This is a genomic window from Methanococcoides sp. LMO-2, assembly GCF_038432375.1.
Lineage (GTDB): Archaea > Halobacteriota > Methanosarcinia > Methanosarcinales > Methanosarcinaceae > Methanococcoides > Methanococcoides cohabitans.
The window spans coordinates 306,215-331,242 of sequence record NZ_JBCAUS010000006.1 but is presented as its reverse complement, the minus strand read 5'-3'; the positions used below and the strand labels follow the sequence as shown (position 1 = coordinate 331,242).

General features: G+C 46.3%; 24 protein-coding genes and 1 tRNA gene. 17 read left to right on the top strand and 8 right to left on the bottom strand.

Translation table 11 applies throughout. The annotated features are described in order from the left end of the window. Window positions 1–23 precede the first annotated feature (23 nt). From WOA13_RS09260 to rpl12p, 4 genes are all read left to right on the top strand, one after another. Complete coding sequence (locus WOA13_RS09260; protein ID WP_342127614.1) at window positions 24–509, top strand: 50S ribosomal protein L11; 486 nt, start codon at window positions 24–26, stop codon at window positions 507–509. 237 nt (window positions 510–746) lie between these two features. After that, the gene (locus WOA13_RS09255) at window positions 747–1,388 is read left to right on the top strand and encodes a 50S ribosomal protein L1 (protein ID WP_342127613.1); all 642 of its coding nucleotides are present in this window, start codon (window positions 747–749) and stop codon (window positions 1,386–1,388) included. Beyond that, complete coding sequence (locus tag WOA13_RS09250) at window positions 1,385–2,410, top strand: 50S ribosomal protein L10 (protein WP_342127752.1); 1,026 nt, start codon at window positions 1,385–1,387, stop codon at window positions 2,408–2,410. Before WOA13_RS09255 ends, WOA13_RS09250 begins: the two co-directional genes overlap by 4 nt. A 45-nt stretch (window positions 2,411–2,455) precedes the next feature. Then, window positions 2,456–2,758, top strand: a complete 303-nt coding sequence (rpl12p, locus tag WOA13_RS09245) for a 50S ribosomal protein P1 (protein WP_342127612.1) — start codon at window positions 2,456–2,458, stop codon at window positions 2,756–2,758. Window positions 2,759–2,992: 234 nt separating this feature from the next. Here the strand turns inward: rpl12p and WOA13_RS09240 are convergent, their stop codons facing one another. Together WOA13_RS09240 and WOA13_RS09235 are read right to left on the bottom strand one after the other, a co-directional pair. Further along, window positions 2,993–4,015 carry a DUF7544 domain-containing protein gene (locus WOA13_RS09240; RefSeq protein ID WP_342127611.1) on the bottom strand — a complete coding sequence of 341 codons (1,023 nt, stop codon included), beginning with the start codon at window positions 4,013–4,015 and terminating at the stop codon, window positions 2,993–2,995. Between the two features lie 44 nt (window positions 4,016–4,059). Further along, window positions 4,060–5,439, bottom strand: coding sequence for a DEAD/DEAH box helicase (locus WOA13_RS09235; protein ID WP_342127610.1), 1,380 nt, complete (start codon window positions 5,437–5,439; stop codon window positions 4,060–4,062). 373 nt (window positions 5,440–5,812) lie between these two features. Here WOA13_RS09235 and WOA13_RS09230 point away from each other — a divergent pair, with 373 nt between their 5' ends. From WOA13_RS09230 to WOA13_RS09220, 3 genes are all read left to right on the top strand, one after another. Then, window positions 5,813–6,787, top strand: a complete 975-nt coding sequence (locus tag WOA13_RS09230; RefSeq protein ID WP_342127609.1) for a radical SAM protein — start codon at window positions 5,813–5,815, stop codon at window positions 6,785–6,787. Between the two features lie 240 nt (window positions 6,788–7,027). Then, window positions 7,028–8,944 carry a sodium:solute symporter family protein gene (locus WOA13_RS09225; RefSeq protein ID WP_342127608.1) on the top strand — a complete coding sequence of 639 codons (1,917 nt, stop codon included), beginning with the start codon at window positions 7,028–7,030 and terminating at the stop codon, window positions 8,942–8,944. 108 nt (window positions 8,945–9,052) lie between these two features. Further along, window positions 9,053–9,973, top strand: a complete 921-nt coding sequence (locus WOA13_RS09220) for a DUF5803 family protein (protein WP_342127607.1) — start codon at window positions 9,053–9,055, stop codon at window positions 9,971–9,973. A 57-nt stretch (window positions 9,974–10,030) separates the two neighbouring features. Here WOA13_RS09220 and WOA13_RS09215 read toward each other — a convergent pair whose 3' ends face one another. From WOA13_RS09215 to WOA13_RS09205, 3 genes are all read right to left on the bottom strand, one after another. After that, window positions 10,031–10,777, bottom strand: coding sequence for an MBL fold metallo-hydrolase (locus WOA13_RS09215; protein ID WP_342127606.1), 747 nt, complete (start codon window positions 10,775–10,777; stop codon window positions 10,031–10,033). Window positions 10,778–10,783: 6 nt separating this feature from the next. Next, on the bottom strand, window positions 10,784–12,073 hold the full coding sequence (locus tag WOA13_RS09210) for an ATP-binding protein (protein ID WP_342127605.1): 1,290 nt from the start codon (window positions 12,071–12,073) through the stop codon (window positions 10,784–10,786). A 147-nt stretch (window positions 12,074–12,220) separates the two neighbouring features. Then, window positions 12,221–12,772: a DUF5817 domain-containing protein gene (locus WOA13_RS09205; RefSeq protein ID WP_342127604.1), complete on the bottom strand. Its 552-nt coding sequence runs from the start codon at window positions 12,770–12,772 to the stop codon at window positions 12,221–12,223. An 88-nt stretch (window positions 12,773–12,860) separates the two neighbouring features. Here WOA13_RS09205 and rimI point away from each other — a divergent pair, with 88 nt between their 5' ends. After that, window positions 12,861–13,280 (top strand): ribosomal protein S18-alanine N-acetyltransferase, encoded by a 420-nt coding sequence (rimI, locus tag WOA13_RS09200; protein ID WP_342127603.1) that lies wholly within the window; start codon window positions 12,861–12,863, stop codon window positions 13,278–13,280. An 18-nt stretch (window positions 13,281–13,298) separates the two neighbouring features. On the opposite strand, the gene WOA13_RS09195 is transcribed toward rimI, so the two are convergent. Further along, window positions 13,299–13,958 carry an undecaprenyl diphosphate synthase family protein gene (locus WOA13_RS09195; RefSeq protein ID WP_342127602.1) on the bottom strand — a complete coding sequence of 220 codons (660 nt, stop codon included), beginning with the start codon at window positions 13,956–13,958 and terminating at the stop codon, window positions 13,299–13,301. Between the two features lie 40 nt (window positions 13,959–13,998). Beyond that, window positions 13,999–15,186: a redox-regulated ATPase YchF gene (locus tag WOA13_RS09190; protein ID WP_342127601.1), complete on the bottom strand. Its 1,188-nt coding sequence runs from the start codon at window positions 15,184–15,186 to the stop codon at window positions 13,999–14,001. 142 nt (window positions 15,187–15,328) lie between these two features. Here WOA13_RS09190 and WOA13_RS09185 point away from each other — a divergent pair. The 8 genes from WOA13_RS09185 to WOA13_RS09150 all read left to right on the top strand — a co-directional run bounded on the left by WOA13_RS09185 (window position 15,329) and on the right by WOA13_RS09150 (window position 22,240). After that, window positions 15,329–15,400 (top strand) — tRNA-Arg (locus WOA13_RS09185). Window positions 15,401–15,615: 215 nt separating this feature from the next. Continuing rightward, on the top strand, window positions 15,616–17,259 hold the full coding sequence (gene thsA / locus WOA13_RS09180; protein ID WP_419095420.1) for a thermosome subunit alpha: 1,644 nt from the start codon (window positions 15,616–15,618) through the stop codon (window positions 17,257–17,259). A 522-nt stretch (window positions 17,260–17,781) separates the two neighbouring features. After that, complete coding sequence (locus WOA13_RS09175; protein ID WP_342127600.1) at window positions 17,782–18,342, top strand: biotin transporter BioY; 561 nt, start codon at window positions 17,782–17,784, stop codon at window positions 18,340–18,342. A 22-nt stretch (window positions 18,343–18,364) separates the two neighbouring features. After that, window positions 18,365–19,174, top strand: coding sequence for an ATP-binding cassette domain-containing protein (locus tag WOA13_RS09170; protein ID WP_342127599.1), 810 nt, complete (start codon window positions 18,365–18,367; stop codon window positions 19,172–19,174). Continuing rightward, a complete protein-coding gene (locus WOA13_RS09165) occupies window positions 19,159–19,983 on the top strand; it encodes an ATP-binding cassette domain-containing protein (protein WP_342127598.1) in 825 nt (274 codons plus the stop codon). Before WOA13_RS09170 ends, WOA13_RS09165 begins: the two co-directional genes overlap by 16 nt. Next, entirely contained in the window at window positions 19,983–20,753 is a 771-nt protein-coding gene (locus tag WOA13_RS09160; RefSeq protein ID WP_342127597.1) for an energy-coupling factor transporter transmembrane component T family protein, read from the top strand. Before WOA13_RS09165 ends, WOA13_RS09160 begins: the two co-directional genes overlap by 1 nt. Window positions 20,754–20,771: 18 nt before the next feature. Continuing rightward, window positions 20,772–21,128 (top strand): ArsR/SmtB family transcription factor, encoded by a 357-nt coding sequence (locus tag WOA13_RS09155; RefSeq protein ID WP_342127596.1) that lies wholly within the window; start codon window positions 20,772–20,774, stop codon window positions 21,126–21,128. Next, window positions 21,125–22,240: an SO_0444 family Cu/Zn efflux transporter gene (locus tag WOA13_RS09150; RefSeq protein WP_342127595.1), complete on the top strand. Its 1,116-nt coding sequence runs from the start codon at window positions 21,125–21,127 to the stop codon at window positions 22,238–22,240. Before WOA13_RS09155 ends, WOA13_RS09150 begins: the two co-directional genes overlap by 4 nt. A 43-nt stretch (window positions 22,241–22,283) precedes the next feature. Here WOA13_RS09150 and WOA13_RS09145 read toward each other — a convergent pair whose 3' ends face one another. Then, window positions 22,284–22,424: a hypothetical protein gene (locus WOA13_RS09145; RefSeq protein ID WP_342127594.1), complete on the bottom strand. Its 141-nt coding sequence runs from the start codon at window positions 22,422–22,424 to the stop codon at window positions 22,284–22,286. A gap of 533 nt (window positions 22,425–22,957) precedes the next feature. On the opposite strand from WOA13_RS09145, the gene WOA13_RS09140 reads away from it, so the two are divergent. Beyond that, on the top strand, window positions 22,958–24,889 hold the full coding sequence (locus tag WOA13_RS09140) for a hydantoinase/oxoprolinase family protein (protein WP_342127593.1): 1,932 nt from the start codon (window positions 22,958–22,960) through the stop codon (window positions 24,887–24,889). The last annotated feature ends 139 nt before the right edge of the window (window positions 24,890–25,028 follow it).

The window sequence follows — 25,028 nt, the reverse complement described above, 5'->3', positions numbered from 1 at the left end:
AAATTTAAAAAGGTGAATCTCTAATGGCAAGTGTTGTAGAAGCCTTGGTTCCTGGAGGTAAAGCAAATCCGGGACCTCCACTTGGTCCGGCATTGGGACCTCTTGGTGTAAATATCAAAGATGTGATCGACCAGATCAACGAAAAAACTAAAGATTACAATGGAATGCAGGTTCCTGTTAAGGTAATTGTCGACGATGACAAGAGCATCGAGATCGAAGTGGGAACACCACCAACATCCGCATTGATCCTTAAGGAACTTAACATTGAGAAAGGCTCCGGCGAGTCCGGTACCGTCAATGTTGGCGATCTTAAGATTGCACAGGCTGCAAAGATCGCTCGTATGAAGAAGGATGATATCCTTTCCTATTCCCTCAAGGCTGCAGTGAAAGAGGTCATGGGTACTTGCGTACCAATGGGCGTAACTGTAGAAGGTCTTGATCCAAGGGAATGCCAGAAAGCTGTTGATGAGGGCCAGTTCGACGAAGCTCTTGCAGCAGAAGCATGGTAATTGGACTGATATCTGATATTAAATCCAAATAATTTGGTCGGCCTCTCAGGCTGACCGATAAGTTTAAAATAATTGCTTCATTATTGAAGTGCTCGTAATTGAGATGAAAATCTCCTTACTTTAACCGTAGTAGGCCGCAGCGGCCGCATCGGTTGGCATGCAATGCTGTGTGCCCGCCGGATGCCGGGTTAAGACCCGGTATCTGAACATTTGTTCATTAACTACGGGAGGAATAGAATGGTAGAAGAGACTACATTAAATATGGTAAAAGAGTTGGTCGAAGGATCACCGGAGCGTAAGTTCTCCGAAAGTGTGGATCTGGCAATCAACTTAAAGAACCTCGATATGAGTCAACCAAAGAATCGTGTGGATGAAGAGATCATTCTTCCTAACGGTCTTGGTAAATCCCTGAAGATCGCTGTTTTTGCAAAGGGTGAAGTTGGACTCAACGCTAAAGAAGCTGGTTCAGACTATGTTCTGACCGAAGAGGATATCAAGGAACTTGGCGAGGACAAGTCCAGAGCAAGAAGTCTTGCAAATGAGTGCGATTTCTTCATTTCAGAAGTGCAGTACATGCCTCTGATCGGTAAGACCCTCGGTGCAATTCTCGGTCCTCGTGGAAAGATGCCTGTACCTTTAACACCTGATAAGAACGTAACAGATCTTATCAACAGTACGAAGAACTCAATTCGTATAAGGTCAAAAGACAGACTTACCTTCCACGTATCAGTCGGTCGCAGGGACATGGATGTCGAGAAACTGGCAGAGAACATCGAGACAGTTCTGTACAGGATCGAACAATCACTCGAAAAAGGTAAACATAACCTTAAATCGGTCTATGTTACAACCACGATGGGTAAATCTGTGAGGTTGGTATAATGGCAGAAGTTCACCACAGTGAGCATATTCCTAAATGGAAGAAAGACGAGATTGAGGACATAAAGAACCTCATCGAATCCTATCCATTAGTAGGTGTCGTGGGTATTGGTGGCATTCCTGCAAAGCAGCTTCAGTCAATGAGAAGGAGCCTTAAGGATGTTGCTGTCCTGAAGGTGTCCAGGAACACTCTCATTAAGAGAGCACTTGATGAGTCATCCGATGATATCAAGAAGATGGATGATTTTATCGAGGTTCAGACTGCACTGATATTCACAGAACAGAACCCTTTCAAACTCTTCAAGTTGCTTGAGAAGAGCAAGAGCCCTTCCCCTATCAAAGGCGGAATGGTAACTCCAAATGATATTATTGTGGAAGCAGGCCCAACAAGCTTCCCACCAGGACCTATACTCGGTGACCTGCAGGCTGCAGGCATTCCTGCTGCTATCGACGGCGGCAAGGTTGTGGTCAGGGAGACATCCGCGGTCGCAAAGGCCGGAGAGGCCGTATCCCAGAAGCTCGCAGCCATGCTTACAAGGCTGGAGATCTATCCACTTGAAGTTGGTCTTGATCTAAGAGCAGTTATGGAAGAGGGTTCTATCTTCACTCCTGACGTCCTTGCAATTGACGAGGAGCAGGTCTTCGCAGACTTCGTACAGGCTAGCCAGCAGGCATTCAACCTGTCTGTCAACGCAGTCTATCCAACATCCGAGAACATCAGCACATTGCTTGCAAAGGCAGCTGCAGAATCCAAGAACCTTGGTATCAATGCTGTAGTATTCGAGCCAGATGTCATGGGCTCATTGCTTGGCAAGGCACAGTGCGAGATGCTGTCTGTTGCATCAGTAGCATCCGGTAAGGATGAAGGCGCAGTAGACGATGAGCTGAAAGAGGCACTTGGAGCAGCTGCATCCGCAGCACCAGTTGAATCTGCAGCTGAAGAGGTCGTTGAAGAGAAGGAAGAAGAAAAAGAAGAGGAAGAAGAGGGCGGCATGGCTGCTGGTCTTGGAGCACTCTTTGGATAAACTACTATCAAAAACTAATACTAATAACATAAAAGGTGATTTACAATGGAATACATATACGCAGCACTTTTACTACACAACGCTGAGAAAGACATTACAGAAGAAGCAGTTACTGCAGTACTTACTGCAGCAGGAGTAGACGTTAACGAAGCACGTGCAAAGGCACTCGTCGCAGCACTCGAGGACGTTGACATCGCAGACGCAATGGCAACCGCAGCAGTCGCAGCACCAGCAGCAGCAGCACCTGCAGCAGCAGCTGAGGAAGCAGCTGAGGAAGCACCTGCAGAAGAAGAGAAAGCTGAAGAAGAAGAGAGCGGCATGGCTGGTCTCGGAGCACTCTTCGGATAATTCTTTTCAAAACCGATGCTCGCATTATGCGAGTATCACCAATCTTTTTTTTCTTTGTTTAATTTCAATAACTGTTATTTCAATAACTTGTGTTTTCAACAAGTTTGTACTTTCAACAGTTAATTTTCAGTAGCTTTTCGCTTAAGCTGCTAGCTATTCAAATGATATTATCTCTATGCCGTATCCGGTTGGTCTTCTTACTAAATACTAAAACGAGTGGTTGTGAGAACAGACTCAGTTCTCATCTGTGAGCTCAAAGAAAGGGATCGTCGTAAGTGGTCTCCACTTCTTAAGAAACACCAGCATATGGTATTTCATAAAGATATGCAATGGCATAATTGCCATAATTGAAAGCATTATCAGCAACACTATCTCTATGATGGCAAACGGTGCAAGGGCCAGCCAGATAATGCTCTGTTGGAGTATTTCAGAAAGGATAAAGTAGATTATCCCATCGATGAGCAGGAAGAGCAAACCTGGTATCAGTATTATGGTGAGTGCAAGTATGCCGAAAGCAACTCCACCACCTGCCCACAACAAAAATCTTCCTGCCCAGTATCCTATAATTTGTTTCCAGTCCTGCCTGAAAGTTGCAACTACTTTTTCCAGTGCCTCGATTATTCCCACTTGATCATACATTGCGATAGGGATGCACAGATATATGAAAGAGTAAATGATGGAACTGAAAATAGATATCATCAATATGATTGCAATAAGACTTAATCCTCCGGCTATCAACATCGGCCAGAAATTGCCGGATGGATCATTTATTATCTGCAGGATCATTGGTAATGCTGCCATGGCAAATATGGCAAAGAATCCAATTGCCAGTACAAGACGCATTACAAAGAGGTTCAAACCCATTCTCATATACTTTCTAGTGTACTCTCGCAACCTCACCTCATTTTTTGTAACGGATTCTACAAGGACGAAGTCCATTACTGATGAGATATACCAGAAAATGAGGACCAATAGTATTATGGATCCTATGATCGCAATTATGATCGGAAGATCTTGCATGGATGTGATCGGGTCAAGGAATCGGTTTCCGTTTGCCGGATCAAAAAAAGGAAGTTGTGGTAATTCCCTGGTTTGGTAATCGGATGTTGAACCGTTGTATCCGGAACTTCCCCCGCCACCTGCCAGGGCGACGATGATGGCAAGTTTGAACCATTTCATCAGGTTGAATGGTTCCAGCAGGCATTTCCTTGTTCTTTTGAAGGATTCACCCACTGCATCTGCAACAAACCAGGTCATGTAAAAAACTAGATTATATTTATATAAAAAGGTGACCGGTATGGTCACTCCTTTCTGACCTTTACTCCCGTACGCTTCTTAAATCCGGTCTTTCCTTTTGGTTTCCTGGATTCGCCAGAACTTTTGAATCCTTTACGGTCATTTGATCTTTCAGTTTTCCCGGACCTCTCACGTCTGTCCCGTCTTTTCTGGCCTTCACCTTTTTCGGACTTCTTTGATTCTCCGCGACCTTCACCTTTCTTGAAGTTGCCACGGCCACCAGACTTCTTCCCACCTCTCTTGAAGCTGTTCTTGTCATGGCGTTTGTTCTTTTCGTCCTTTATAACGACTCTCTCGACCTCAGGTACATCTTCCTTTGTGATCGTGAATTTCCGGTGATGTCTCACTAACTTTCCGAAAGCATCTGCTTCCCTGTCTGTGACAACATTAATGACCTTTCCTTCCCTGCCGGCCCTTGCAGTCCTGCCTATCCTGTGAACATATTCATTCACATCTTCAGGGATATCATAGTTGTAGACGTGTGATACGTAAGGAATATCCAGGCCACGTGCAGCAACATCTGTGCAGACAAGTGCATGTGCTTCACTGGAGTGGAACTTGCTGAGTGTGCTCTTCCTCTTTGCCTGTGTGTGACCGCCGTGTATGGCAATAGCATCAACACCGTTCTTACGCAGGTTCTTCTGGACGAAGTCCACATTGCTTCTTGTGTTACAGAATACCATTACCAGTCCTGATTTCTCACTTTTCAGGAGGTGAACAAGAAGTGAGAACTTGATGGGCTTTGGTACATCATAATAGGTCTGTTCAAGCTTGCTGGAGTCCACATGAGCCTTTGCAAAGACCTTCTGTGGATCGTTCATGTACTTGCGTGAAAGGTATTTTATATCCTTTGAAACGGTTGCTGAGAACAGAAGTGTCTGCCTGTCATCCGGGCATTCCAGTACGATCTCTTCCACATCATCGATGAATCCCATGTCAAGCATCCTGTCCGCTTCATCAAGAACAAGCATTTCCACGTTGTCCAGATCGATGGTTCCTCTTCCTATATGGTCCAGCAGTCTTCCGGGGGTTGCAACAACAATATCTGCCCTTTCCAGCTTTTTGACCTGTGGTCCAATTGCAACTCCGCCGTAAACGGATGCAATTTTAAGTTTCTTATGACGTGAGAATTCTTTCAGTGAGTTATGAACCTGCTCGGCAAGTTCCCTTGTAGGTGTCAGTACCAGAGCCCCGATACCGTGTCCTCTTTCGATCTTTTGGATGATGCCGCATCCAAAAGCAAGCGTTTTACCGGATCCGGTAGCAGCTCCTCCGATGATGTCCTTTCCTTCCAGGATAAGCGGGATAGCCATTTCCTGAATCTCAGTGGGAGCCTCAAAACATTTTTCTTCGATTGATCTCAGGATCGCGTCTTCGATCCCCAAGTTTTTAAATGATTCCATGGTGATTACCTGTTAATTATATCTAATTCTTAAAAGAAGAAGAGCGCCTTGTCTCTCTTTCTTGGCAAATCCCCACCGGAAATCTTGTCAGAAATCATTTTTTATGTTAAATTATGATGGGAATTTAGGCTTTTTAGTTTCAGATGCCCTCTCATACATCTTTCTACTTATAAACATTGTCCTATGTGAGGTATATGAAAATTTTTTATTTTTCCCTTCCAAAAAGATAGTGTGGGACGAAATGACTGGTAAGGGGGTGGGGTTGCAGGGCGAATGTCGGAAAAATGCCAAGTTTTATCAATAACGATAAAAGATATAGACCACCTTAAAAGAGCATTCTATCAAAGAGATTACCATGTCAAAATTTTCTCCCGTCATCGCAGCACGTGCGGTCTGGCAGATGAGAGTCCGAAAGAGGCCTTTTGTTCTCTCACATGCGGTCAATTCCAGATGTAACATGAGCTGTAGCTTTTGTGAATACTGGAAGGAGCAGGGCGAGGAGATGGGTCTTGATGAAATTTTCAGGATGCTTGATGATGCCAGCTCTTTTGGTATCGGTGTTTATAATGCCTGGACCGTTGAACCTCTTCTTCGGGAGGACCTGCCACAGATCCTTGCTTATGCAAAAAGTAAGGGTATGATAACTTCCCTGATTACCAACGGAAAATTGCTGAAAGAGAGAGTTAACGATTTCGGTGACCTTGATTATCTCTCTGTTTCCGTGGACGGGACTAAAAGCTACAGGGAGATCCGGGGCATGGATTTTGAGGTCCTTCTTGATGCGATAATGACCGTTAAGGACAAACTGAAGAATCCTCTGCTTATGAACTGTGTGATCAGCGGAAAGAATCTCGATGACATCGAAGAGCTCATTCAGCTGGCACGAGATATCGATGTGAAGATATCCTTTGAACCGCTGTATGAGTTCAGCGGGATCAGGGAGAATGTATGGGAAAGCATGGGCATTCGTGACGTGGACAAATATCACAGTACCATCGATCGGATCATTGAGATGAAAAAGGAAGGTTATCCTGTCATAAATTCGTTTACATATCTTGAAATGATCCGGGAGCTGAAAAAAGGCTATAACTGCCATGTCAACAACCTGATCCTGGATGTGACTGCAGATGGTTCCATTGAGCATTGCCGTGTTCACAGGGAGAAGATGGGTAATGTAAAGGATGGTATCATCAATGTGTGGAATGTTTCAAAGGACAGGCAAAAGGCACTGGCAAAGAATTGTGAGGGGTGCTTTTTCTTTGGCTATGTTGAGAACAGCCTGATGTATGACCTGAACCTTGAGGTCATGCAGCATTATGAGTGGATGTGATCTCACTTCATTTGATCATTATCCGGAACTATCAGTTAATCCATTGGTTTTAACTTCGATTATTATGTGTAAGGATATTTTCCCGGATTTCTTTTGAAAGAGCTTATATATTAAAGCAAATATGTCCTTATTGCCTTTTAATAGGTGAATCTTTAGTTTGTTAATTAGTTAGTTAGTTTGTATCAATGTTTCAGGAATAACATTTGGATAAATAAAAAATTATTATTTTGAGGTTTAGTTATGGATGGTTATCAATTATTTATGGCAATGCTTGCAGTCTACCTTTGTGGATTGATCGGCATTGGCTGGTACTTTACAAAAAGACAAAAGACAGTAACCGATTTCTGGCTTGCCGGTCGTAAGATCGGTACGATAGGGGTCGGATTTTCCTCGGCAGCTTCATGGCTGACCGCTGGTGGAATATTAGCCGTGATAGGATTCTTCATGCTACTTGGAATGGGCTCCATATGGGGTTTCGTAGCACCGAACATTCTTGCACTGCTTATAATCGCTATATTCGTGAAGAGGATCAAACACCTTCCTGCTATCACACAGGCAGAGCTGCTTGAGCAGAGGTACAGTTCCGCTATCCGTGCTCCTGTGGGAATTATCATCACTATCGTAATGATCCTTTTCGCAGTTGCTGATATTAAGGGATTCGCTCTTGTGCTGCAGATATTCTACGGCCTTGATCCGATATATGCAGCTCTGATAGTTGCCCTTGCGGTATCCGTGTATGTTACCCTTGGTGGTCTGCATGCCGTTGTCTGGACCGATGTGATCCAGTTCGCGTTCCTTTCCATATTCGCGATCATTATGGCATTCCTTGCAGTTGATTCAGTTACTTCAAATGTTGCTACTATCTCAACAGCATCCGATCTTTTCTCCGGTGTTTCTGGCGACTGGTGGAACCCGTTCATCATCGGTATGCCTATGGTCCTGATCTTCGTATTTGCTATCGTCCCCGGATGGATCACTGAGCAGGACCCATGGCAGAAGGTCTGGGCAGCTAAGGATTCAACATCCGCAAGGAATGGTCTTGTACTTGGTTCTCTTCTTGTAACAATTGTGTTTGCTGCATGCGCGGTAATTGCTATTGCCCTTAGTGCATTGTATCCGGAGATCCCTGCAGCAGGGTTCCCAATGGGAATGGCACAGGCAGAACCTGCATTGCTGACCTACATCGTAAGCACATTCTCTCCTGCAATTATCGGCCTCAGCGCGATCGGTCTTGCAGCAGCTTCCATGTCCTGTGCTGATACCTTTGCTACATCCGGTGCATCATGTGTTTCACGTGATATCTACCAGAGGTTCGTAAAGCCTGATGCAACAATGAAGCAGATGCTCGCTATCAACAGGCTTAGTGTCCTTTTCATAGTCGCTGCAGCAACTGTGGCTTCATTCTTCATTGACGGTATCATCGATGCGATCCACATTGCAACCTTCATTGCAAGTGCATCCTACTTCTTCCCGCTCATGGGCGGACTTTACTGGAAGCGTGCTACCAAGGAAGGTGCACTGGCCGGTCTTATTGTCGGTGCTGTTGCACAGATCAGCTTTACAGTATATGATCTCTCAATGACCGCACCTATGGCTCCACCATATCTTGAGACCGTAAATCCTATTCTCATGGGTCATGGTGTTATTGTGGGAATGGCCCTTAGCGGAGTTGCATTCTTCGGTGTTTCATTCATGACAAGACCATCAAACATTGTCAACCTTGCTCCTTTCTTCAAGGAAGCAGCAGAAGAGCTGGCAAGCCACGAGGCTCAGGCTGTTGATGAGGAAAGTGCAGAGTACAAGAAGTTCCTGAAGAACGTCGATGAGCAGATCACAGGAGAACGTGCACACCTTCACCTGAGACTTGAAGGTTCTGCAACTGTTAACTGGACAAGGTTCGTTGAACAGCTCAAGGAGTCCTATGCTGCATGGGTCACACCAACAGGTATTGATTCCGTGTACAGGCTGATCCAGGCTGACATGCTTGCATGTGTTTCCATCACACGTGGTGAGGGCGAGAAGGAGATCTGGTTCGCATCCGAACCACCTGTTGACTCTGTGGAGATGCAGAAAAGGGAACTTTTCATCGCATACAAAGAGGTTGCAGCCGCTCTCGAAGAGACCGGTGTGATCCTCACAATGGCAAACAACGACTAATCTTAGATTGACACTCCCTCTCGTCAGGGAGTGCTGTCCCTTTTTTTCAATAACCTTTTTTACCAATGGTGCCCATTATTTTTTGATAAACTGTTTGTGATGTGTACAATGAATAGAACAATTATAACAACATTATTCATTTTCGCTCTTGCAGTAATGGCATCAGGATGCATTGATGAACTCGTTCCTGTGGATGAGGAAGCTGTAGCTCCTGACCTTTCCACATATGAGCTGGAAGTCTTTTACGATACCACGGAAGAAGGTGAGCTGTTAAACACGACCACTTTCTATCTTACGGACAACGGATCTGCTAATGTAGTTCATATGGTCGTGAATGCTTCTGTAATTGAGGTGATCCCTCTTGAGGATATACTGAATCCTAACAAGGAGGCAATCTCTAACATAGTCATACTTGCAGGCAACGCTGAGGATACTGAAACCTCCTTTGAGACCTTTGAAACGCTTTCAACATCTTCGATAGATGATGTGCCTGTTTTTAATTATACTATGGAAGAGGAGGTAATCCGGGGACAGAAGCACATCTACATGAAGTTCAATGAGAGTATCACCGGAATTGTGGCTTATAGCATGAAGGCTCCCATGGGGCAGGATTTCATGTATATCCCTTCCCATGATTCGGTCGTAAGGTTCGTCCTTCCTGAAGGCTTTACAACAGGTAATCCGTTTATAGGCAAAGTGAGCCCAGAGCCTGCAGAAAGATACTTTGACGATCTTAACAGGGAGGTCCTTGTATGGTACGACCTGCGTGCAACAGCTGGTTCTTTCACCGAGATGGCAAGGGAGTTCCTTAAGGTAGAGATCACTGAAGATGATCTGCCCTACAACCCTATAGTTGTCAAGTTCTATTCGACATCCGCTCCACGTATGCTTTTAATAGGTACGATAATCCTTGGTGGCGGAGTACTGATCGTGCTTGGTAACTACCTTTCAACAAGAAGAAGACTTCGCAAGGCCCGTGAGGTCATCGAAGAAGGATTCGATGAGAAAGGAAAGAACAAATTGAAATGAGGCCTGTTACAGGCCCACTTTTTTGATTTAGATCTAGATTTAGAACGATATCTATTTTCAGAAATTAAATTCCATTCCGTCATAACCCAGCGGGAATGTAGCGACTGCCTCTTCATGAGGTTTGTAATAATGGCTCAGGTGTGTCATCACGACCTCCTTGGCCCTTATCTTTTCAGCCATTTCCATGGCCTCTTTTGCATCCATGTGCTTCTTTACATGGAAACCGACATCATCCGGTATAATAGCATCCACAATGAACAGGTCAGGGTCCATTATAAGTTCAAGGCTTTCTTCCGGGATATTGTTGTCCGTGTCCCCGCTGATGACAACTTTCCTGTCACCTTCGCGTATGATGACACCTATCGCCTTTTCAACAGGAGGATGATTGACCTCGAAGACCGTGAACTCAAGTCCGATGATCTCAAATGGTTCCCCTGGGATAACATCATGTCTTCGCGGTTTCAAAAATGAGACATAATCGAGTATGTAGTCCAGCGTATCGGTGACCCCATAGACGTCAACATGGCTCTGGACGCGGTGGAACTCACCAAAACCGGTGTAATGGTCGTAATGTCCGTGGGTCCAGATCACCGCATCAATATGCCTTATGCCTTTACTGAGCATCTGCTGCCGCATGTCCGGGCTTGTGTCGATCAGCACTTTTCCCTCATCGGATTCCACAAGGACTGAAAACCGTGTACGGTTACTCTTTCCTCCGTTGCGGGCATCCCTGCAGGTCCTGCAGTCACAGCCGATGATCGGGGTGCCGGGCGCGTCACCGGTTCCCAGAAGCGTGATCTTCATGGGTCCTTAGAAACCCCCGGTATTGACGACATATTCATCGGATTTAATGTGGGCACGCTTGTTGAACCTGCCTACTGCATCAATGAGGTCCTGATGGGTGATGGTTGTACGCTCCTCCACAAGTGCATTGAGCACACTCTCACGGATGATCATACGAAGGTCGGAACCGGAGTATCCTTCGGTGATGGGTGCGATCTCTCCGGTGTTGAAGTCACCTTTTATTTCTATGGTAACGATATCGAGGATCTCCTTTCTCATCCTCTCATCAGGAAGCGGGAAGTCCATGATCTCGTCGAACCTTCTCCAGACAGCAGAATCAAGCATTCTGGGGTGGTTCGTAGCGGCTATCAGGAGCACGCCGTCGTTGGTGAGGCTGATCTGGTCAATAGCCTTGAGAAGCGTGTTCACAGCTCTCTTCAAAGCTGCGTGTTCGTCTGAAGCCCTTGTCTTGGCGACAAAATCGAACTCATCTATGAAGAGGATGCATGGGCTCAGGCGCTTGGCAAGTGCGAACACCCTGTCGATGTTCTTTGCCGTCTCACCGAGGTACTGGTCGGTTATCATGGAAAGCCTGACCTCTACAAAAGGTATGGAGAGGCGCTCTGACATTGCCTTTGCCACAGAGGTCTTTCCGGTTCCGGGTGGACCCACAAGCAGTATCTTTCCGATATCATACAGTCCTATGCTTTTGAGATACTCCCTGTACTCGATCGCCTTTACTATCTTCTCTACTTCTTCTTTCTGCTCATCATTGAGCACAAGGAACCTGAGGGGCTGGACGATGTCCTCCGGAGCCACGATCTCCACAAGTTTGAGCATGTCCTCTCCGCCCTCTTCTTCGGCGATCTCACTTCTCAGGGACTCGATCCATTCCCTGTCAACCTCTTTAGGTCTTGTCACAGAACGTGCTTTCTCATAGCTTGTTCCTGCGACTTCCTTCTTCTCATAATAATATGCAAGTGCCGGGTTCTGGTCGATGCGCTCTGCAGCATTCTCCTGTTTGCGGAACCAGTCTGCAGCAACATCAAAGGAAGTGAACTTGATCCTGGAGGTAAGTTCGTCTACATCCATGAATGGAAGTGAGAATATCTGTCCCTTTATCTCCTCTATCTCAAAGAGCTTCTTTATGTCAGAGCGGGAGACATTAATTGGTTTTGGGACGCCTTTGTGTGCACGGCTCCAGTAGTTCTTCCTTATGTTCTTCGGAAGATCGTTAACATCCATTTGCGGGTATCTGTTGTATATCTCTGCTGTCAGTAGGAGTTCTATAATGTCGAGGGTTGTCTTGTCGGACATGTTCTTACCTTGTATGATGAGAATGATTTGATGAATGATCGTATGCTCGTATTGAGCAGTTCAGTGAACCATAAGATTATGTGGTTCTTTTAGATATAATTTATGTGTTTATGTTCCGGAAGGATGTTATGATCCCATGCTATCATCTCATGGTACTATCCGGACATATCCCTTTTTAGGAGAATAGATGTCCCCCTTTCGCAGCAATTTTTCCATTGTGGTCTCAAAGGTCTCCTCATCAATATCCTGCCGGAGTGCAAGTTCCTGAAGTGCAGTTACCTGCACTGCACCCTGCTTTTTTTCAAGAATTGACAAAATGATCTTTACCGGATCCTTTTTTTTGGGCTTTGGCGTGACCTTGGGGGAAGGTGACTGGAAATTCAGGACAATTTCCTTTTCGGCATTCTCCGATCCGTATTCAGGTCCCGGTGATGAAGTAAATGTGGAAAAAGACGCACCTTTTGAGGAAGTACTGCCTTCTATGGTCTCATATCCTTTTCCGAGGACCTCTGCCTGCAGCCGGGTGCGTACTGCAATGGCCTCTTCAAGGTTGTCTGTTGTGTGGAATACTCTCAGTTTCCTTGTCTGAAGTGTGGCTCCGCAGCGCTGGCATCGTGTGGTCTTTGCACCTTTCTGTTCTATCAGCTGGGCGGACTTCCTGCATTTTGGACATACTATGACCGAATATACTGGCATCATTGAGAGGTTGTGCGAGCTTGTATAAGTATGGTGCCCTGCAACATCCAAACCTTTAATTTATCACTTATGAAGTAAATAATCCTGTCATATGATGCGGATAGCTACCAGTTCGGATATTCCTTCGGTCGTAGAGATCGAGAACCTCTCATTTGGGGTGCCGTGGGAAGCGAATGTTTTCCATTCGTATGCGGACTATCCCGGCTTTATTGTTGTGGAATCTGATGGTGTCATCATTGGATATGCTGTTCTTGTTGTCATTAAAAAGGCGGCACATCTTGCAAGCATTGCAACCCATCCGGAATACCGGAGAATGGGGGTTGCAACGGCTCTTCTTGATGTATGTGGTCTTCTTGCAAAAGAGAACTCTTATTCCTTTATCCGTCTTGAGGTAAGGGAAAAGAACAAAGATGCTCAGGAATTCTACCTGTCGAACGGTTTTGAGGTGACAGGCAATATTCCGCGTTATTACCTTGATGACAATGCTATTGTTATGGAACGCAAGGTCTGATCGGTTTTTGGGACAAGGTCATTTGCCAAAGCGACGCTGCCTTTTCTGGAAATCCCGTATAATTCTAAGCAGGTCTATTTTCCTGAGATCGTGCCAGTTGACATCTGTGAAATAAAGCTCTGAATATGCGGATTGCCAGAGCAGGAAATCTGAAAGGTGGTTCCCGCCGGAGCGTATGATCATGTCAGGTTCTTCCTTTACCAGCAGATGTGACTCTATCACGCTCTCATCTATATCTTCAGGTGCGATCTTACCATCTTTCACTTCAGAGAGTATCGATCGGACTGACTTTGTGATCTCCGCCCTTCCGCCGAAACCGATCGAGAGATGTACGGTAAGGGAATTCCCTTTACGTTCCTTTTTGAGATCGCCTTTCTCATCGTATATGAAAAAGCCAACTTCTTCTGGGAATGATCCAAGTATATCCGTAAGGCCTGTAGTAAGTGTGGATACCATCTGTTTCTGGAACTCTTCCTTTGTGTCCAGTACATCTACGTAGATGCTGATGGTCGTGATGCCAAGCTTCAGGCACCAGCCCATCACTTCCCTGAACTTTTCCTTCCCCTGCGCATCAAGCAGGTCGGATTCAGGGAGTATCATTGTTATATGTTCAGGTATCTGCTCCGGTGCATTGTTCACCTGGTCGAGCAGGTATCTCTCATACAGGCTTCTTATCATAGTGTCATCTTGAATGTTCCCGGGGTATATGCCCGGGTCATTATTTGGCTGTGGATACGATCTTGATCACATCGCCGTCGTTGAGCTCGTGTTTTTCTCCAAGGCGCATCTTTGTCTTGCCGTCCACTGCATAGAGGAACCTGTCCCCGATGTCGGTATGTACCCGGTATGCAAGGTCGTGGGCTGTGGATCCTTTCGGCATGAGGAACGCATCAGGAAGCATCCTGTCGTTCTTGTCGGACCATTTGCCTTCATCCTCTACCGGATATACTACTATGAGGTCGAGCAGGTCGAAGACCGCCCGGTTGATGCACTCCTGGATCCCGCCGCCACCGGTTCCCAGCTGTTTCATGAGGCCTTTCAGGCTTTCCAGTCCTTTTCTCTGTGCGTCGTTCACGTCCTCGGAGATGATGTCGAAGTCATCGTCACCCGGAAGGTACTTGATGATCTCGTTCTTTGCAGCTGACCTTAATGCAAGCTCTGCAGCAGCACTGGTGGGCACTACTATAAGGTCGAGGCTCTCGAGGTTGCTGACGTTTTCCTCAGGCGCCACATCGATCTTGTTGGCGGCTATCATTGTAGGTTTGCTGATGGCACGGATCGCTTCACAGAGATTGATCATGTCCTCATCGGTCCACTGGGTGCATTCTCCGGGCATGGGGCAGGAAAGCAGGGCTTCGTGTGCCTGGGATTCATTGACCCCGGCGCCCATGAGCTGGTCGGAGATAACCTCTGACATCTTGAGGCCTTCTGCCTTTATCTTGCGTGAGAGCTTGTCCCAGTTACGTTTAAGGATGCCTGTCATCCACATGGTGATCTCACGGTTGAGGAAGTCCACGTCCTCCATCGGATCGTGGTCCCCGATATCCACAGGGTTCCCTTCAATGTCCGTACCACCGGATGCATCGATCACATGGATGATGGCCTGCGCCTGCCTGAGCTCGTCAAGGAAGGCATTACCAAGACCACGGCCGGTGTGAGCATCAGGCACAAGGCCTGCCACATCGATCATCTCGATGGGGACGAACCTGATCCCGTCCTGGCAGTTGCCACAGCGTTTATCTTTCTGCATGCATGGACATTCAGCCCTTACGTATGTTACACCTCTGTTGGCATTGATGGTGGTGAACGGATAGTTCGCGATCTCCACATCCGCAAGGGTAGCTGCCTTGAAAAAAGTTGATTTACCTGCATTTGGTTTTCCTGCAAGGCCTATGGTCATTGACATGTTCTACACATCACCCTCGAAGCATTTAACTTTTTTTAGTGGATGGTCTAAGGTTATCTGACATATCCATGAATTTGCCTTAGTTTGATCTCCGACCAGCAATATTTATATTGCAGTAAGTTATTAGGAAGCTGTCCAACCTGTCCCGGTAGGGTAGCGGATATCCTGGAGGCCTGCGGAGCCTTCGACCCGAGTTCAAGTCTCGGCCGGGACGTATCTTATATCCTTTTCTTGTGTTCTTATTCTCTATTTCTTTTGCAGGTTTTGCAGCATTGTGTTTATTGTTCTCTTCTACTTTTTGTTTTCTTCTTGTTCAGCCTGGTTCAATACAAGTACCAGTTATCCTTATATAGAAGTTCATTCATCTAGAACGAACAGATAGAGCGCATATTGTGTAATATCTAACCAAATTCAAATTAATCGAAATTAATCTATCAACGCTATTTAGGAGGGCTAAATATCTTATCAAATGGAAGTCAGACAATCCAGGGCAGGGATGCTCAGAGCATTAATATCCTTGCAGGAAAGGCCGTTGCAAATTCAGTTCGTACAACACTTGGTCCAAAGGGAATGGACAAGATGCTCGTAGATTCTATGGGTGACATCGTCATCACCAATGATGGTGCTACCATTCTGAAGGAAATGGACATCCAGCATCCTGCAGCTAAGATGATCGTCGAGGTATCCAAGACCCAGGACGACGAAGTAGGAGACGGAACAACTTCCGCTGCTGTCCTTTCAGGTGAGCTTCTTGCAAAGGCAGAAGAGCTTATTGACAAAGGTGTCCACCCAACTATTATATCTGAAGGTTACAGGCATGCTGCAAAGAAATGCCGTGAGATCCTTGAGACCATCACAATCGATGTAACTCCTGAGGACACAGAAGCTCTCATGAAGATCGCAGCAACCGCTATTACAGGCAAAGGCGCTGAGGCATACAAAGAGAAGCTTTCAAAGCTCACAGTAGATGCTGTAAGGAACGTTGTTGAAGAGGAAGACGGCAAACTTGTTGTCGACACCAGCAACATCAAGATCGAGAAGCGTGCAGGCGGAAGCATCATGGATTCCGATCTCGTGGAAGGTCTCGTTATCGACAAGGAACGCTCACACCCTAACATGCCTGAGCGTGTAGAGAACGCAAAGATCCTTCTTGTAACCTGTCCTATCGAGTTCAGGAAGACTGAGATGGATGCTGAGATCAAGATCACCTCACCTGACCAGATGCAGATGTTCCTGGACCAGGAAGAGAAGATGATGAGAGAGATGGCTGAGAAGGTCATCGCCAGCGGTGCAAACGTCGTATTCTGCCAGAAAGGTCTTGACGACATGGCACAGTACTACATCGAGAAGGCAGGCATCTACGCTGTCAGAAGGGTAAAGAAGAGCGATCTTAAGAGACTCAGCAAGGTAACCGGCGGTACACTCATCCAGGACCTTGACGAGATCACAGCTGAAGACACAGGAACTGCAGATCTTGTTGAAGAGAAGGAGATCAGAGGCGCAAAGATGACCTACGTCACCGGATGCCAGAACTCCCAGGCAGTAACAGTACTTCTCCACGGCGGAACCGATCACGTGGTCGCTGAACTTGAGCACGCATTGACAGATGCTCTCCGTGTTGTCGGAGTTGTCATCGAAGATGGTAAGGTCGTAGTAGGTGGCAGTTCACCTGAGATCGAACTTTCATTAAGGCTCAACGAGTACGCAGCAACCCTTAAGGGAAGGGAGCAGCTCGCAGTCAGCAAGTTCGCTGAAGCACTCGAGGTCATTCCACAGACACTTGCAGAGAACGCAGGTCTTGACCCAATAGACATACTTGTAGAACTCCGTTCCCAGCACGAGCAGGGCAACAAGAACGCAGGTCTCAATGTCTACACCGGTGACGTTGTCGACATGTGGGAGAACGATGTTATCGAACCACTGCGTATCAAGACACAGGCAATCAACGCTGCAACCGAGGCTACTGTCATGATCCTCAGGATCGACGATCTTGTAGCAGCAAGTCCTTCATCAGGTCCTATGCCAGGAGCTCCTGACATGGACATTGACCTTGATGCAACCGCTAATTACTGATCCGAAATTAAATCTAACTACCCGTGTCGGGTTTACCGACACGTTCTTTTTTCTTTTCTTTTTTTGACCCGGCAGAAATGCTTTATTTCTTCTATAGGGATGGATTGATCTGGCAATATTGGAAATATCTCATAATAATAACAATCATAACTCCCAAAAATCATTCATTAAGTTAATATAGTATAATTATATTTGTATATTCCATCGACCATACTACGAATTATAATTTCGTGGTACGGTCTTAAAAACGAAACTTGTGGTTGTGGTTCTGCTTGGTGGTGGTGCTACGATATCAACAATTTAGGGGATTATCATTTGTTCTTAATTCCCCCTCCATTTTTCCTCTCATTCTTCTGTTATTGAGAATTCTAAATTCCGATCATCATGTTTTGTTCTCTCAGAATTTTGAATATTGCTCAAATTACCCTGTCAGGCACTCGTTAGTAACCCCTTTTAGAAAAATCTCCGGAAGTATAGGTTCTTAGAGTAAAGTATATATTCATTGTTAACCAGTAAAAAAACATGGTTAACGAGTATACTATCTCGATTCATAAGGCTCCTCTTAGCTCTAGTAGCGATATTAAAAAAATGGTCTATGCATCTCTGTTTGCTGCACTGACCGCAATTGGTGCCTACATCACCATACCCCTTGGTCCGATCCCCTTCACCCTTCAGGTCGTTTTCGTCCTGCTGGCAGGCGGAATGCTTGGAAGTAAATGGGGTTCAATAAGTATGGTTGTCTACACCTTGCTTGGAATTGCCGGTCTTCCGGTGTTCTCAGGAGGTGCTTCGGGAATTGGCGTGATCCTGGGTCCAACCGGCGGATACATAATTGGCTTCACTGCAGCGGCATTTGTTGTGGGCTTCCTTTTTGAAAATAAAAGAACGGAAAAGATTCTCATCAATGGGCTCTACGTCCTCGCCGGTTCAGCTGTGATATATGCTTTCGGCCTGACCCACCTGATGATCGTAGCAGACATGTCTTTCATCCAGGCGGTCACTGTGGGACTACTTCCTTTCATCGGTGGCGCCCTTGTAAAAGTAGCAGTAGCTGCTTATATTGCTACAAGGTACAGGATATGATCAAAAAAGGGTCAGGTTTCTCATGATCAGGTTCGAAGGTGTAAGCTACAGTTATCCTGATGGTCACAGGGTACTCGACGAAGTGGACCTTCAGATAGAAGAAGGTACATTCACCGCAATAATAGGTGACAATGGTAGTGGCAAGTCTACTCTTGTGCGTCACATGAACGGCCTTCTTACACCTTCGAAAGGCTCCGTTTCGGTATGCGGGATGGATACTCTTGACCCCGCAAACCTATGGCAGGTCCGTCAGCTCGTCGGGATGGTGTTCCAGGACCCTCATTCCCAGGCAGTGGGTGCGACTGTGGAAGAAGATATCGCTTTTGGTCCTGAGAACCTTGCACTTGAACGCGGTGAGATCCGCAGCCGTGTATCCGGATCGATCCTTGACGTTGGTCTCGAAGGCCTTGAGGAGCAACTTTTGATAAACCTCAGCGGGGGTCAATTACAAAAGACAGCAATTGCCGGTGTTCTGGCAATGAGGCCTGAGATCCTTGTGTTCGATGAGATCACATCGATGCTGGATCAGGATTCCCGCAGTCAGGTGCTGGATATAGTAAGCAAGCTCAACCGGATGGGCAAGACCATCGTATATGTGACCCACCACATGGAAGAGGTCCTTGTTGCAGACCGTGTGATCCTGATGGAAGAAGGCTCTGTTGCTTTTGACGGGTCCCCTGAAGGTGTCTTCCGTGAACTCTATTCCTCAGGCCACAGCATTCCCCCTCTCATGGAGCTTGCACTCAGGCTTCAGGATGCAGGCATACTGGATGCTAATGTGTTGCCGGTGAGCTCTGATGAACTGAAGGAGGAACTATGTCGATTGATGTAAAGGACCTGTCCTTTTCTTACGGGAAAGGAAAGAACGCAACTTCGGTCCTTAAGAACATCTCCTTTTCCATTGGTGCCGGTGAGTCCGTGGGAATAGTGGGCAATGTCGGATGCGGTAAGACCACTTTGATAAAGCACCTGAATGGTCTGCTGCTCCCTGATTCCGGGAGTGTGGCCGTTGATGGTGAACTCTCTTCTAAGAAAGGTACCTGCAAAAAAGTGGGAATTCTTTTCCAGCACCCTTCAAGGCAGCTGTTCTGCAACACCGTCCATGAGGACATTGCCTATGGTCCGAAGAACTTTGGGATCAGTGGGGATGAGCTTGATGTCTGTGTGCGTGAAGCTGTCAGGGAAGTTGGTCTTTCCGACTCTATCCTCGAAAGATCGCCTTTCAGCCTGAGTGGCGGTGAGATGCGTCTTGTTGCTCTTGCAGGCGTTTTGTCATCCTCTCCGGATTATCTGGTTCTGGATGAGCCGACCTCTGGCCTGAGCAAAAGCGGAAGGTCCAACCTATTCCGGATACTGAACTCCCTGAAAGAAACCGGTGTGGGGGTCGTACTGGTCTCACATCAGATCGAAGACGTACTTGATGTTGTGGACAGGCTGATCTGCCTGGATAATGGCGAAATAGCATTTCAGGGAACCCCTTCGGAATACCTCTCATCGATGCCTTCCCCGATCCCGCAGGTCACAGAATTCATGAGGGATCTGAAGCGAGCAGGTATCGATGTAAGGGACGATGTCTTTTCTGTGGATGATGCATTCGGTGAGATCCATGCGGCATGGTCTGACAAACGGGGTGAGCTCTGATGGCAGGGCCTGTTTTCTCCTATGTGGCCGGAAGTTCTTTTCTTCACACCCTGGACCCGCGGGCAAAGGTCATCTCCGTAATGTCCCTGAGCATCCTGATCTTCAACCTATCCCAATTTTCACATCTTCTCTTTGTGTCATTTCTCTTTGCGGGACTTGTCATAATTGCAGGGCTGAGTGCATCCTCTATTGTTCGCTCTCTTCGTCCTATGGCAATATTTTTTGGATTTATCTTCTTTATTCATCTGTTCTTTACAGGTGGAAGTCCGATCTTATCCTTCGCTTTTTCACCAACTTATGAGGGTCTTGAAAAGGGAGCAGTTGTGACCGGTCGTTTCATCCTGTTGATCCTTTTTGGGTCCCTTCTCACTTCCACCACAAGGCCTGCCCTTTTGACAAGTGCCATCGAGCGCCTGCTTCGTCCTCTTCCTTTGAGGAGACTGGGCACAACATCCTTTGAGATTGCAACAATGATGTCCCTGGCGATCCATTTTATTCCGCATCTCCTGTGGTATGTGGGACAAGTCCGCGATGCACAGGTGTCCCGTGGCCTGAGATCCGGTCATCATCCTGTCGCCGGGATGCTGTCCCTTGCGATACCTGCCTTAAGGGGTTCCATGCGCATGGCCGACGATGTTGCACTGTCCATGGAATCCAGATGTTACCAGGGCGAATACAGGACTTCACTTTTTGAGATGAAGATGAGGATGTCCGATTGGTTAGTGTGTGCATCTGTTGTTCTCGTGACAGCAATAATCCTATATACATGAAAATATGTTCATATATTCATGGGACGGGAAAATGACTGTGAACGGGTCGATGTGGAGTATATCAATTCTCTTGCTTCCGACCTGCCTGATGAAGCTGCAATATTGAGGCTCTCCAGGATCTTCCATGCACTTCGATCAGAGCCCCGCCTGAAGATCATGTATCTCCTTCTGGAAAAAGAGATGTGCGTATGCGAACTTGAAGCGGCTCTCGGAATGAGCCAGTCATCCATCTCACACAACCTTCGCACCCTTCGCCAGCTTGACCTTGTCAGGACCATAAAGAATGGTCGCTTTGTTGTCTATTCACTTGCTGATGAACATGTGAGACTTCTTCTTGAACTCTCACGCAAACATGTGACGGGGTGTGTGCAATGAGCTTTGCAGATGCAGTCTTGGGGACACTTGCAGATATAATGCTCGAGTCGTGGGATATTTTTGCAGAAGCTGCTCCCTATCTGTTGCTGGGCTTTGGTATAGCCGGGCTTTTGCATGTATTTGTTCCCGATGATAAGGTAATGCAATACCTGGGCAGTTCCGCAGGGAAGTTCAGGTCTGTTATCAATGCATCCTTTCTGGGAGTGCCCCTGCCACTTTGCTCATGCGGGGTCGTCCCTGCTGCCCTGTCTCTGAGAAAAAGAGGGGCTACAAAAGGTGCAACTCTTTCGTTCCTCATCTCGACCCCTCAGACAGGGGTTGATTCCATTGCTATAACCTATGCACTTCTGGATCCCATCATGACCGTCTTCAGGCCGGTGGCAACATTTATTACTGCTGTTGTTGCGGGTGTTGCCGAGAACATGCTGAACCTTTCAAAGGATGGGGTGGATAAGCTTTCTGGAAAAGCAGCTCCATTGAATGCGCTTCCCATGTTTTCCGCTGAGCCGGACAGCTGTGGCTGCAGTTCATGTGGTCCTCATGAAGAAAAAGCTGGAAGCTTTGTACAGAAAGTGAAGTCCGGACTTAAATACGCTTATATTGAGCTGCTTGGGGAGATAGGTTTCTGGCTTATTGTCGGGGTCGTTGTTGCAGGAATTATCTCTTATGTTGTACCTGAGAACCTGGTGGGCAACTATCTTGGCGGTGGAATTGCTTCCATGCTGCTTGCTCTTATTGTGGGCATACCGCTTTACATTTGTGCTACTGCTTCCACTCCTCTTGCAGCGGTCCTCATCCTGAAGGGAATGAGTCCCGGGGCAGCATTCGTTTTCCTGCTTGCAGGGCCGGCAACGAATGCAGCTACGATCACAATGGTCCTGAAGTTCCTTGGCAGAAGGACAACGGCAGTTTATCTTGCATCGATAGCTTTGTGCGCGGTCGTATGTGGACTGGTCCTGGATCAGATATATTCCAGGCTCGGCATAGATGTAATTTCAATTGCAGGAAGTGCCAGCGAGGTAATGCCGGATGAAGTGAAGAACATATTTGCAGTGATACTGCTACCGTTGTTACTATATGGTATGTATGCCGGTAAAAAGTGTACTGAATGAGTACTGCATGTATTTGCCAGCCGGGCAGAAATTATCTCCACTTTCAGTGGTTCTGGTTGTGCCTGTGATCTGACAGCAGGTTACGCATACGTTCTTTGAAAGTATCGATCACGACATCCCCGATCTCTTCATTTTTGAGTGCCATGCGGTTGTTGACCATTTTCTGGTCATCGCAAGCTATCATTTTTTCTTCTGATGGGGGAATTGCAACAATTTTGCCGAAACTTTCGGGATATTTAATTTCGTTGTTTTTCCATGAGAAATCATGTTTTTTCATCTGGGCCACTTCCTACAGTTCGTCGATATATCCTCAAGTTTGACTATGTAGTTATTGCTATATATACATCACGACAAGCAAATAATATATTTTGATGGCTATTCTTATAGTTATCCTGTCTATGTTTCTTTGATAAAACGTTACAAATTTTATACGTGGCCTATTCAGGTCCGGATCCCAATGCCGGAGAGATCCGGACTTTTTTACTCTTAATACCTGTTGTTTGCTTGTCGTTGGGATAATTGTCCTTCTTTTTAGCCTCCTTGTCTCCTGTTTTATATTTCTCATGAGCCGACTGGTGCTGTTTTTGGATGTTAACAGTGATAAATAAATACGATATCTTTATGTACTGGTCTATTTTTTTAATCGTTTAGTTATTGGTCATTTTAAAAGACCACTGTTCAAATTGTTCATTTCATAAGATAAAGGAGTTGTTTTGTATGAAATACAGTCTTGGTATAGACGCAGGTGGAACTTACACAGACGCTGTACTCCTAAGGGACTCGGATGAGGTTATTGTTGCTTCTAACAAAGCGCTTACTACTTATCCCGATCCTCTGGAAGGTATAAGGAATGCTATTGATGGTATCGATGAGGAATATCTTCAGGACGTGAGGGTTGTCTCAGTTTCAACCACACTTTCCACGAACAGTATTCTGGAAGGCACAGGTTTTCCTGTGGGTCTGGTCCTTGTTGGTAACTATGAGGTCAATCAGGAGCTTCCAACCGAATACTATGTTCAGGTAAGCGGAGGTCACAATTACAATGGTGTGGAGTCAGCACCTCTGGACGAGGATGCTGTAAGGGCCTTTGCAGAAAGTGTCAAAGGCGATGTAGCAGCATTTGCCGTTTCTTCATATTTCAGTATTCGTAACCACGATCACGAACTTAGGGTAAAGGAGATTATCAGGGAAGCTACCGGACTTCCTGTCGTCGGTGCACACGAGCTTTCCCAGGACCTTGGAGCTTTTGAAAGAGCAGTTACTGCATTCTTCAATGCCCAGCTTATTCCTATTACTGAAAAGTTCATGGGAACTGTGGAAAAGTACATCGAATCCAAGGGAATGAACGCAAAGGTGTTCATGCTCAAATGTGATGGTTCTGTCATAGGTATCCAAAGTGCTCTCGAAAAGCCTATTGAATCTGTATTCTCAGGTCCTGCAGGTAGTCTTGTCGGTGCATCATTCCTGACAGGCAATGAGACCTGCGCTACGATAGATGTTGGTGGAACAAGTACTGATATTTCCGTTATCACCAGTGGTGTCCCGGAAATGAGTGAGTCCGGTGCCGTGGTAGGCGGCTGGAGAACAAGGGTCAAGGCCATCAAGATGGAAACCTCTGCCATGGGCGGTGACAGTGATGTGTGGGTCAAGGACAATCACGTCAATATCGGGCCAAGAAGGGTCATACCACTTTGCCGCGCTGCAGACCTTTATCCAGGTTTCCTCGAGCAACTTAAGACAAACCCCATGCCTTCTAAAGGCATTCTTGGTATTCATTTCCAGCCAACCAAGTTCTTCATCAGGACAGGGTATGAGCCTCTGGGTCTGACGGATCTGGAAAAAGAGGTACTTAATTCAATATCAGAGACTCCCACTTCACTAAAGGAGCTCAAGTTCCGTATGAAAAAGTACCCTGCATCCAAACACATTGATACTCTGCTTCAGAAACGTCTGATCCAGACCATCGGATTTACACCTACGGATGCTTTGCATGTACTTGGTGATTATGAAGAGCATACCGTTGAGGCATCGGTTATCGGCGCAAATTATCTCGGTTCCCTTTGCAAGAGGGATGGCAATGAATTTGCTGCTTTTGTGAAACAGGAGTTTGCCAAGAACATGGCATCTGACCTTATGACCTTCTTCCTTGAAGGTGTTTCAAAGGAAGAGATACGCAAGATATTCGATATCGATTCCCCGACAAAGTTCAAAGTGGAGATGCCGGTGGTTCTCATAGGTGGTCCTGTTGTGGCATACCTTAATGAGCTCAAAAACATACTTGATGCTGATATTGTGGTTCCTCAATATTCTAACGTTGGTAATGCAGCAGGTGCTCTGGCAGCAAAAGGTATTCGCAGGGTGGATTTCCTTGTCAGGCCGGTCTCAATGGCAGCACCGGACTGGGAGTTCTATGTCTTCTCTGAGAGTGGAAGAAAGAACTTCTATGAGTATGAAGAAGCACTGGATTATGCGAAGACAACAGGAAAGGAAACTATCATACAGTACATGATCGATGCAGGACTGGATCCTGAGCATGTTCAGGTCGATGTGAAGCAGGAAGAGATCGTTCCTGACGGCTGGGACCACCCGCTTGAGACAAGGATACGTGTGATGGGTGTTGGTACCAGTCTTATGGAAGAGGAATGCTAAAAGGCATTTCTCTTTTAATTCCTTTTTTCTTTTCCAGCTAACTTTTTTCTTTTTGTTCTCTACCTTTATATTTCTCCTGACGAGCCTGCTATCTTTGATCATCAGTTAATTAATTGCCTGACTCCGTTCATTATTCCGG

Excerpts from the sequence above, each read along its gene's own strand:
- WOA13_RS09260 (WP_342127614.1), top strand. The coding sequence starts at position 24 with ATGGCAAGTGTTGTAGAAGCCTTGGTTCCTGGAGGTAAAGCAAATCCG.
- WOA13_RS09255 (WP_342127613.1), top strand. The coding sequence starts at position 747 with ATGGTAGAAGAGACTACATTAAATATGGTAAAAGAGTTGGTCGAAGGA.
- rpl12p (WP_342127612.1), top strand. The coding sequence starts at position 2,456 with ATGGAATACATATACGCAGCACTTTTACTACACAACGCTGAGAAAGAC.
- WOA13_RS09240 (WP_342127611.1), bottom strand. The coding sequence starts at position 4,015 with ATGACCTGGTTTGTTGCAGATGCAGTGGGTGAATCCTTCAAAAGAACA.
- WOA13_RS09230 (WP_342127609.1), top strand. The coding sequence starts at position 5,813 with ATGTCAAAATTTTCTCCCGTCATCGCAGCACGTGCGGTCTGGCAGATG.
- WOA13_RS09225 (WP_342127608.1), top strand. The coding sequence starts at position 7,028 with ATGGATGGTTATCAATTATTTATGGCAATGCTTGCAGTCTACCTTTGT.
- WOA13_RS09220 (WP_342127607.1), top strand. The coding sequence starts at position 9,053 with ATGAATAGAACAATTATAACAACATTATTCATTTTCGCTCTTGCAGTA.
- WOA13_RS09215 (WP_342127606.1), bottom strand. The coding sequence starts at position 10,777 with ATGAAGATCACGCTTCTGGGAACCGGTGACGCGCCCGGCACCCCGATC.
- WOA13_RS09210 (WP_342127605.1), bottom strand. The coding sequence starts at position 12,073 with ATGTCCGACAAGACAACCCTCGACATTATAGAACTCCTACTGACAGCA.
- WOA13_RS09205 (WP_342127604.1), bottom strand. The coding sequence starts at position 12,772 with ATGATGCCAGTATATTCGGTCATAGTATGTCCAAAATGCAGGAAGTCC.
- rimI (WP_342127603.1), top strand. The coding sequence starts at position 12,861 with ATGATGCGGATAGCTACCAGTTCGGATATTCCTTCGGTCGTAGAGATC.
- WOA13_RS09195 (WP_342127602.1), bottom strand. The coding sequence starts at position 13,958 with ATGATAAGAAGCCTGTATGAGAGATACCTGCTCGACCAGGTGAACAAT.
- WOA13_RS09190 (WP_342127601.1), bottom strand. The coding sequence starts at position 15,186 with ATGTCAATGACCATAGGCCTTGCAGGAAAACCAAATGCAGGTAAATCA.
- WOA13_RS09175 (WP_342127600.1), top strand. The coding sequence starts at position 17,782 with ATGGTTAACGAGTATACTATCTCGATTCATAAGGCTCCTCTTAGCTCT.
- WOA13_RS09170 (WP_342127599.1), top strand. The coding sequence starts at position 18,365 with ATGATCAGGTTCGAAGGTGTAAGCTACAGTTATCCTGATGGTCACAGG.
- WOA13_RS09165 (WP_342127598.1), top strand. The coding sequence starts at position 19,159 with ATGTCGATTGATGTAAAGGACCTGTCCTTTTCTTACGGGAAAGGAAAG.
- WOA13_RS09160 (WP_342127597.1), top strand. The coding sequence starts at position 19,983 with ATGGCAGGGCCTGTTTTCTCCTATGTGGCCGGAAGTTCTTTTCTTCAC.
- WOA13_RS09155 (WP_342127596.1), top strand. The coding sequence starts at position 20,772 with ATGGGACGGGAAAATGACTGTGAACGGGTCGATGTGGAGTATATCAAT.
- WOA13_RS09150 (WP_342127595.1), top strand. The coding sequence starts at position 21,125 with ATGAGCTTTGCAGATGCAGTCTTGGGGACACTTGCAGATATAATGCTC.
- WOA13_RS09145 (WP_342127594.1), bottom strand. The coding sequence starts at position 22,424 with ATGATAGCTTGCGATGACCAGAAAATGGTCAACAACCGCATGGCACTC.
- WOA13_RS09140 (WP_342127593.1), top strand. The coding sequence starts at position 22,958 with ATGAAATACAGTCTTGGTATAGACGCAGGTGGAACTTACACAGACGCT.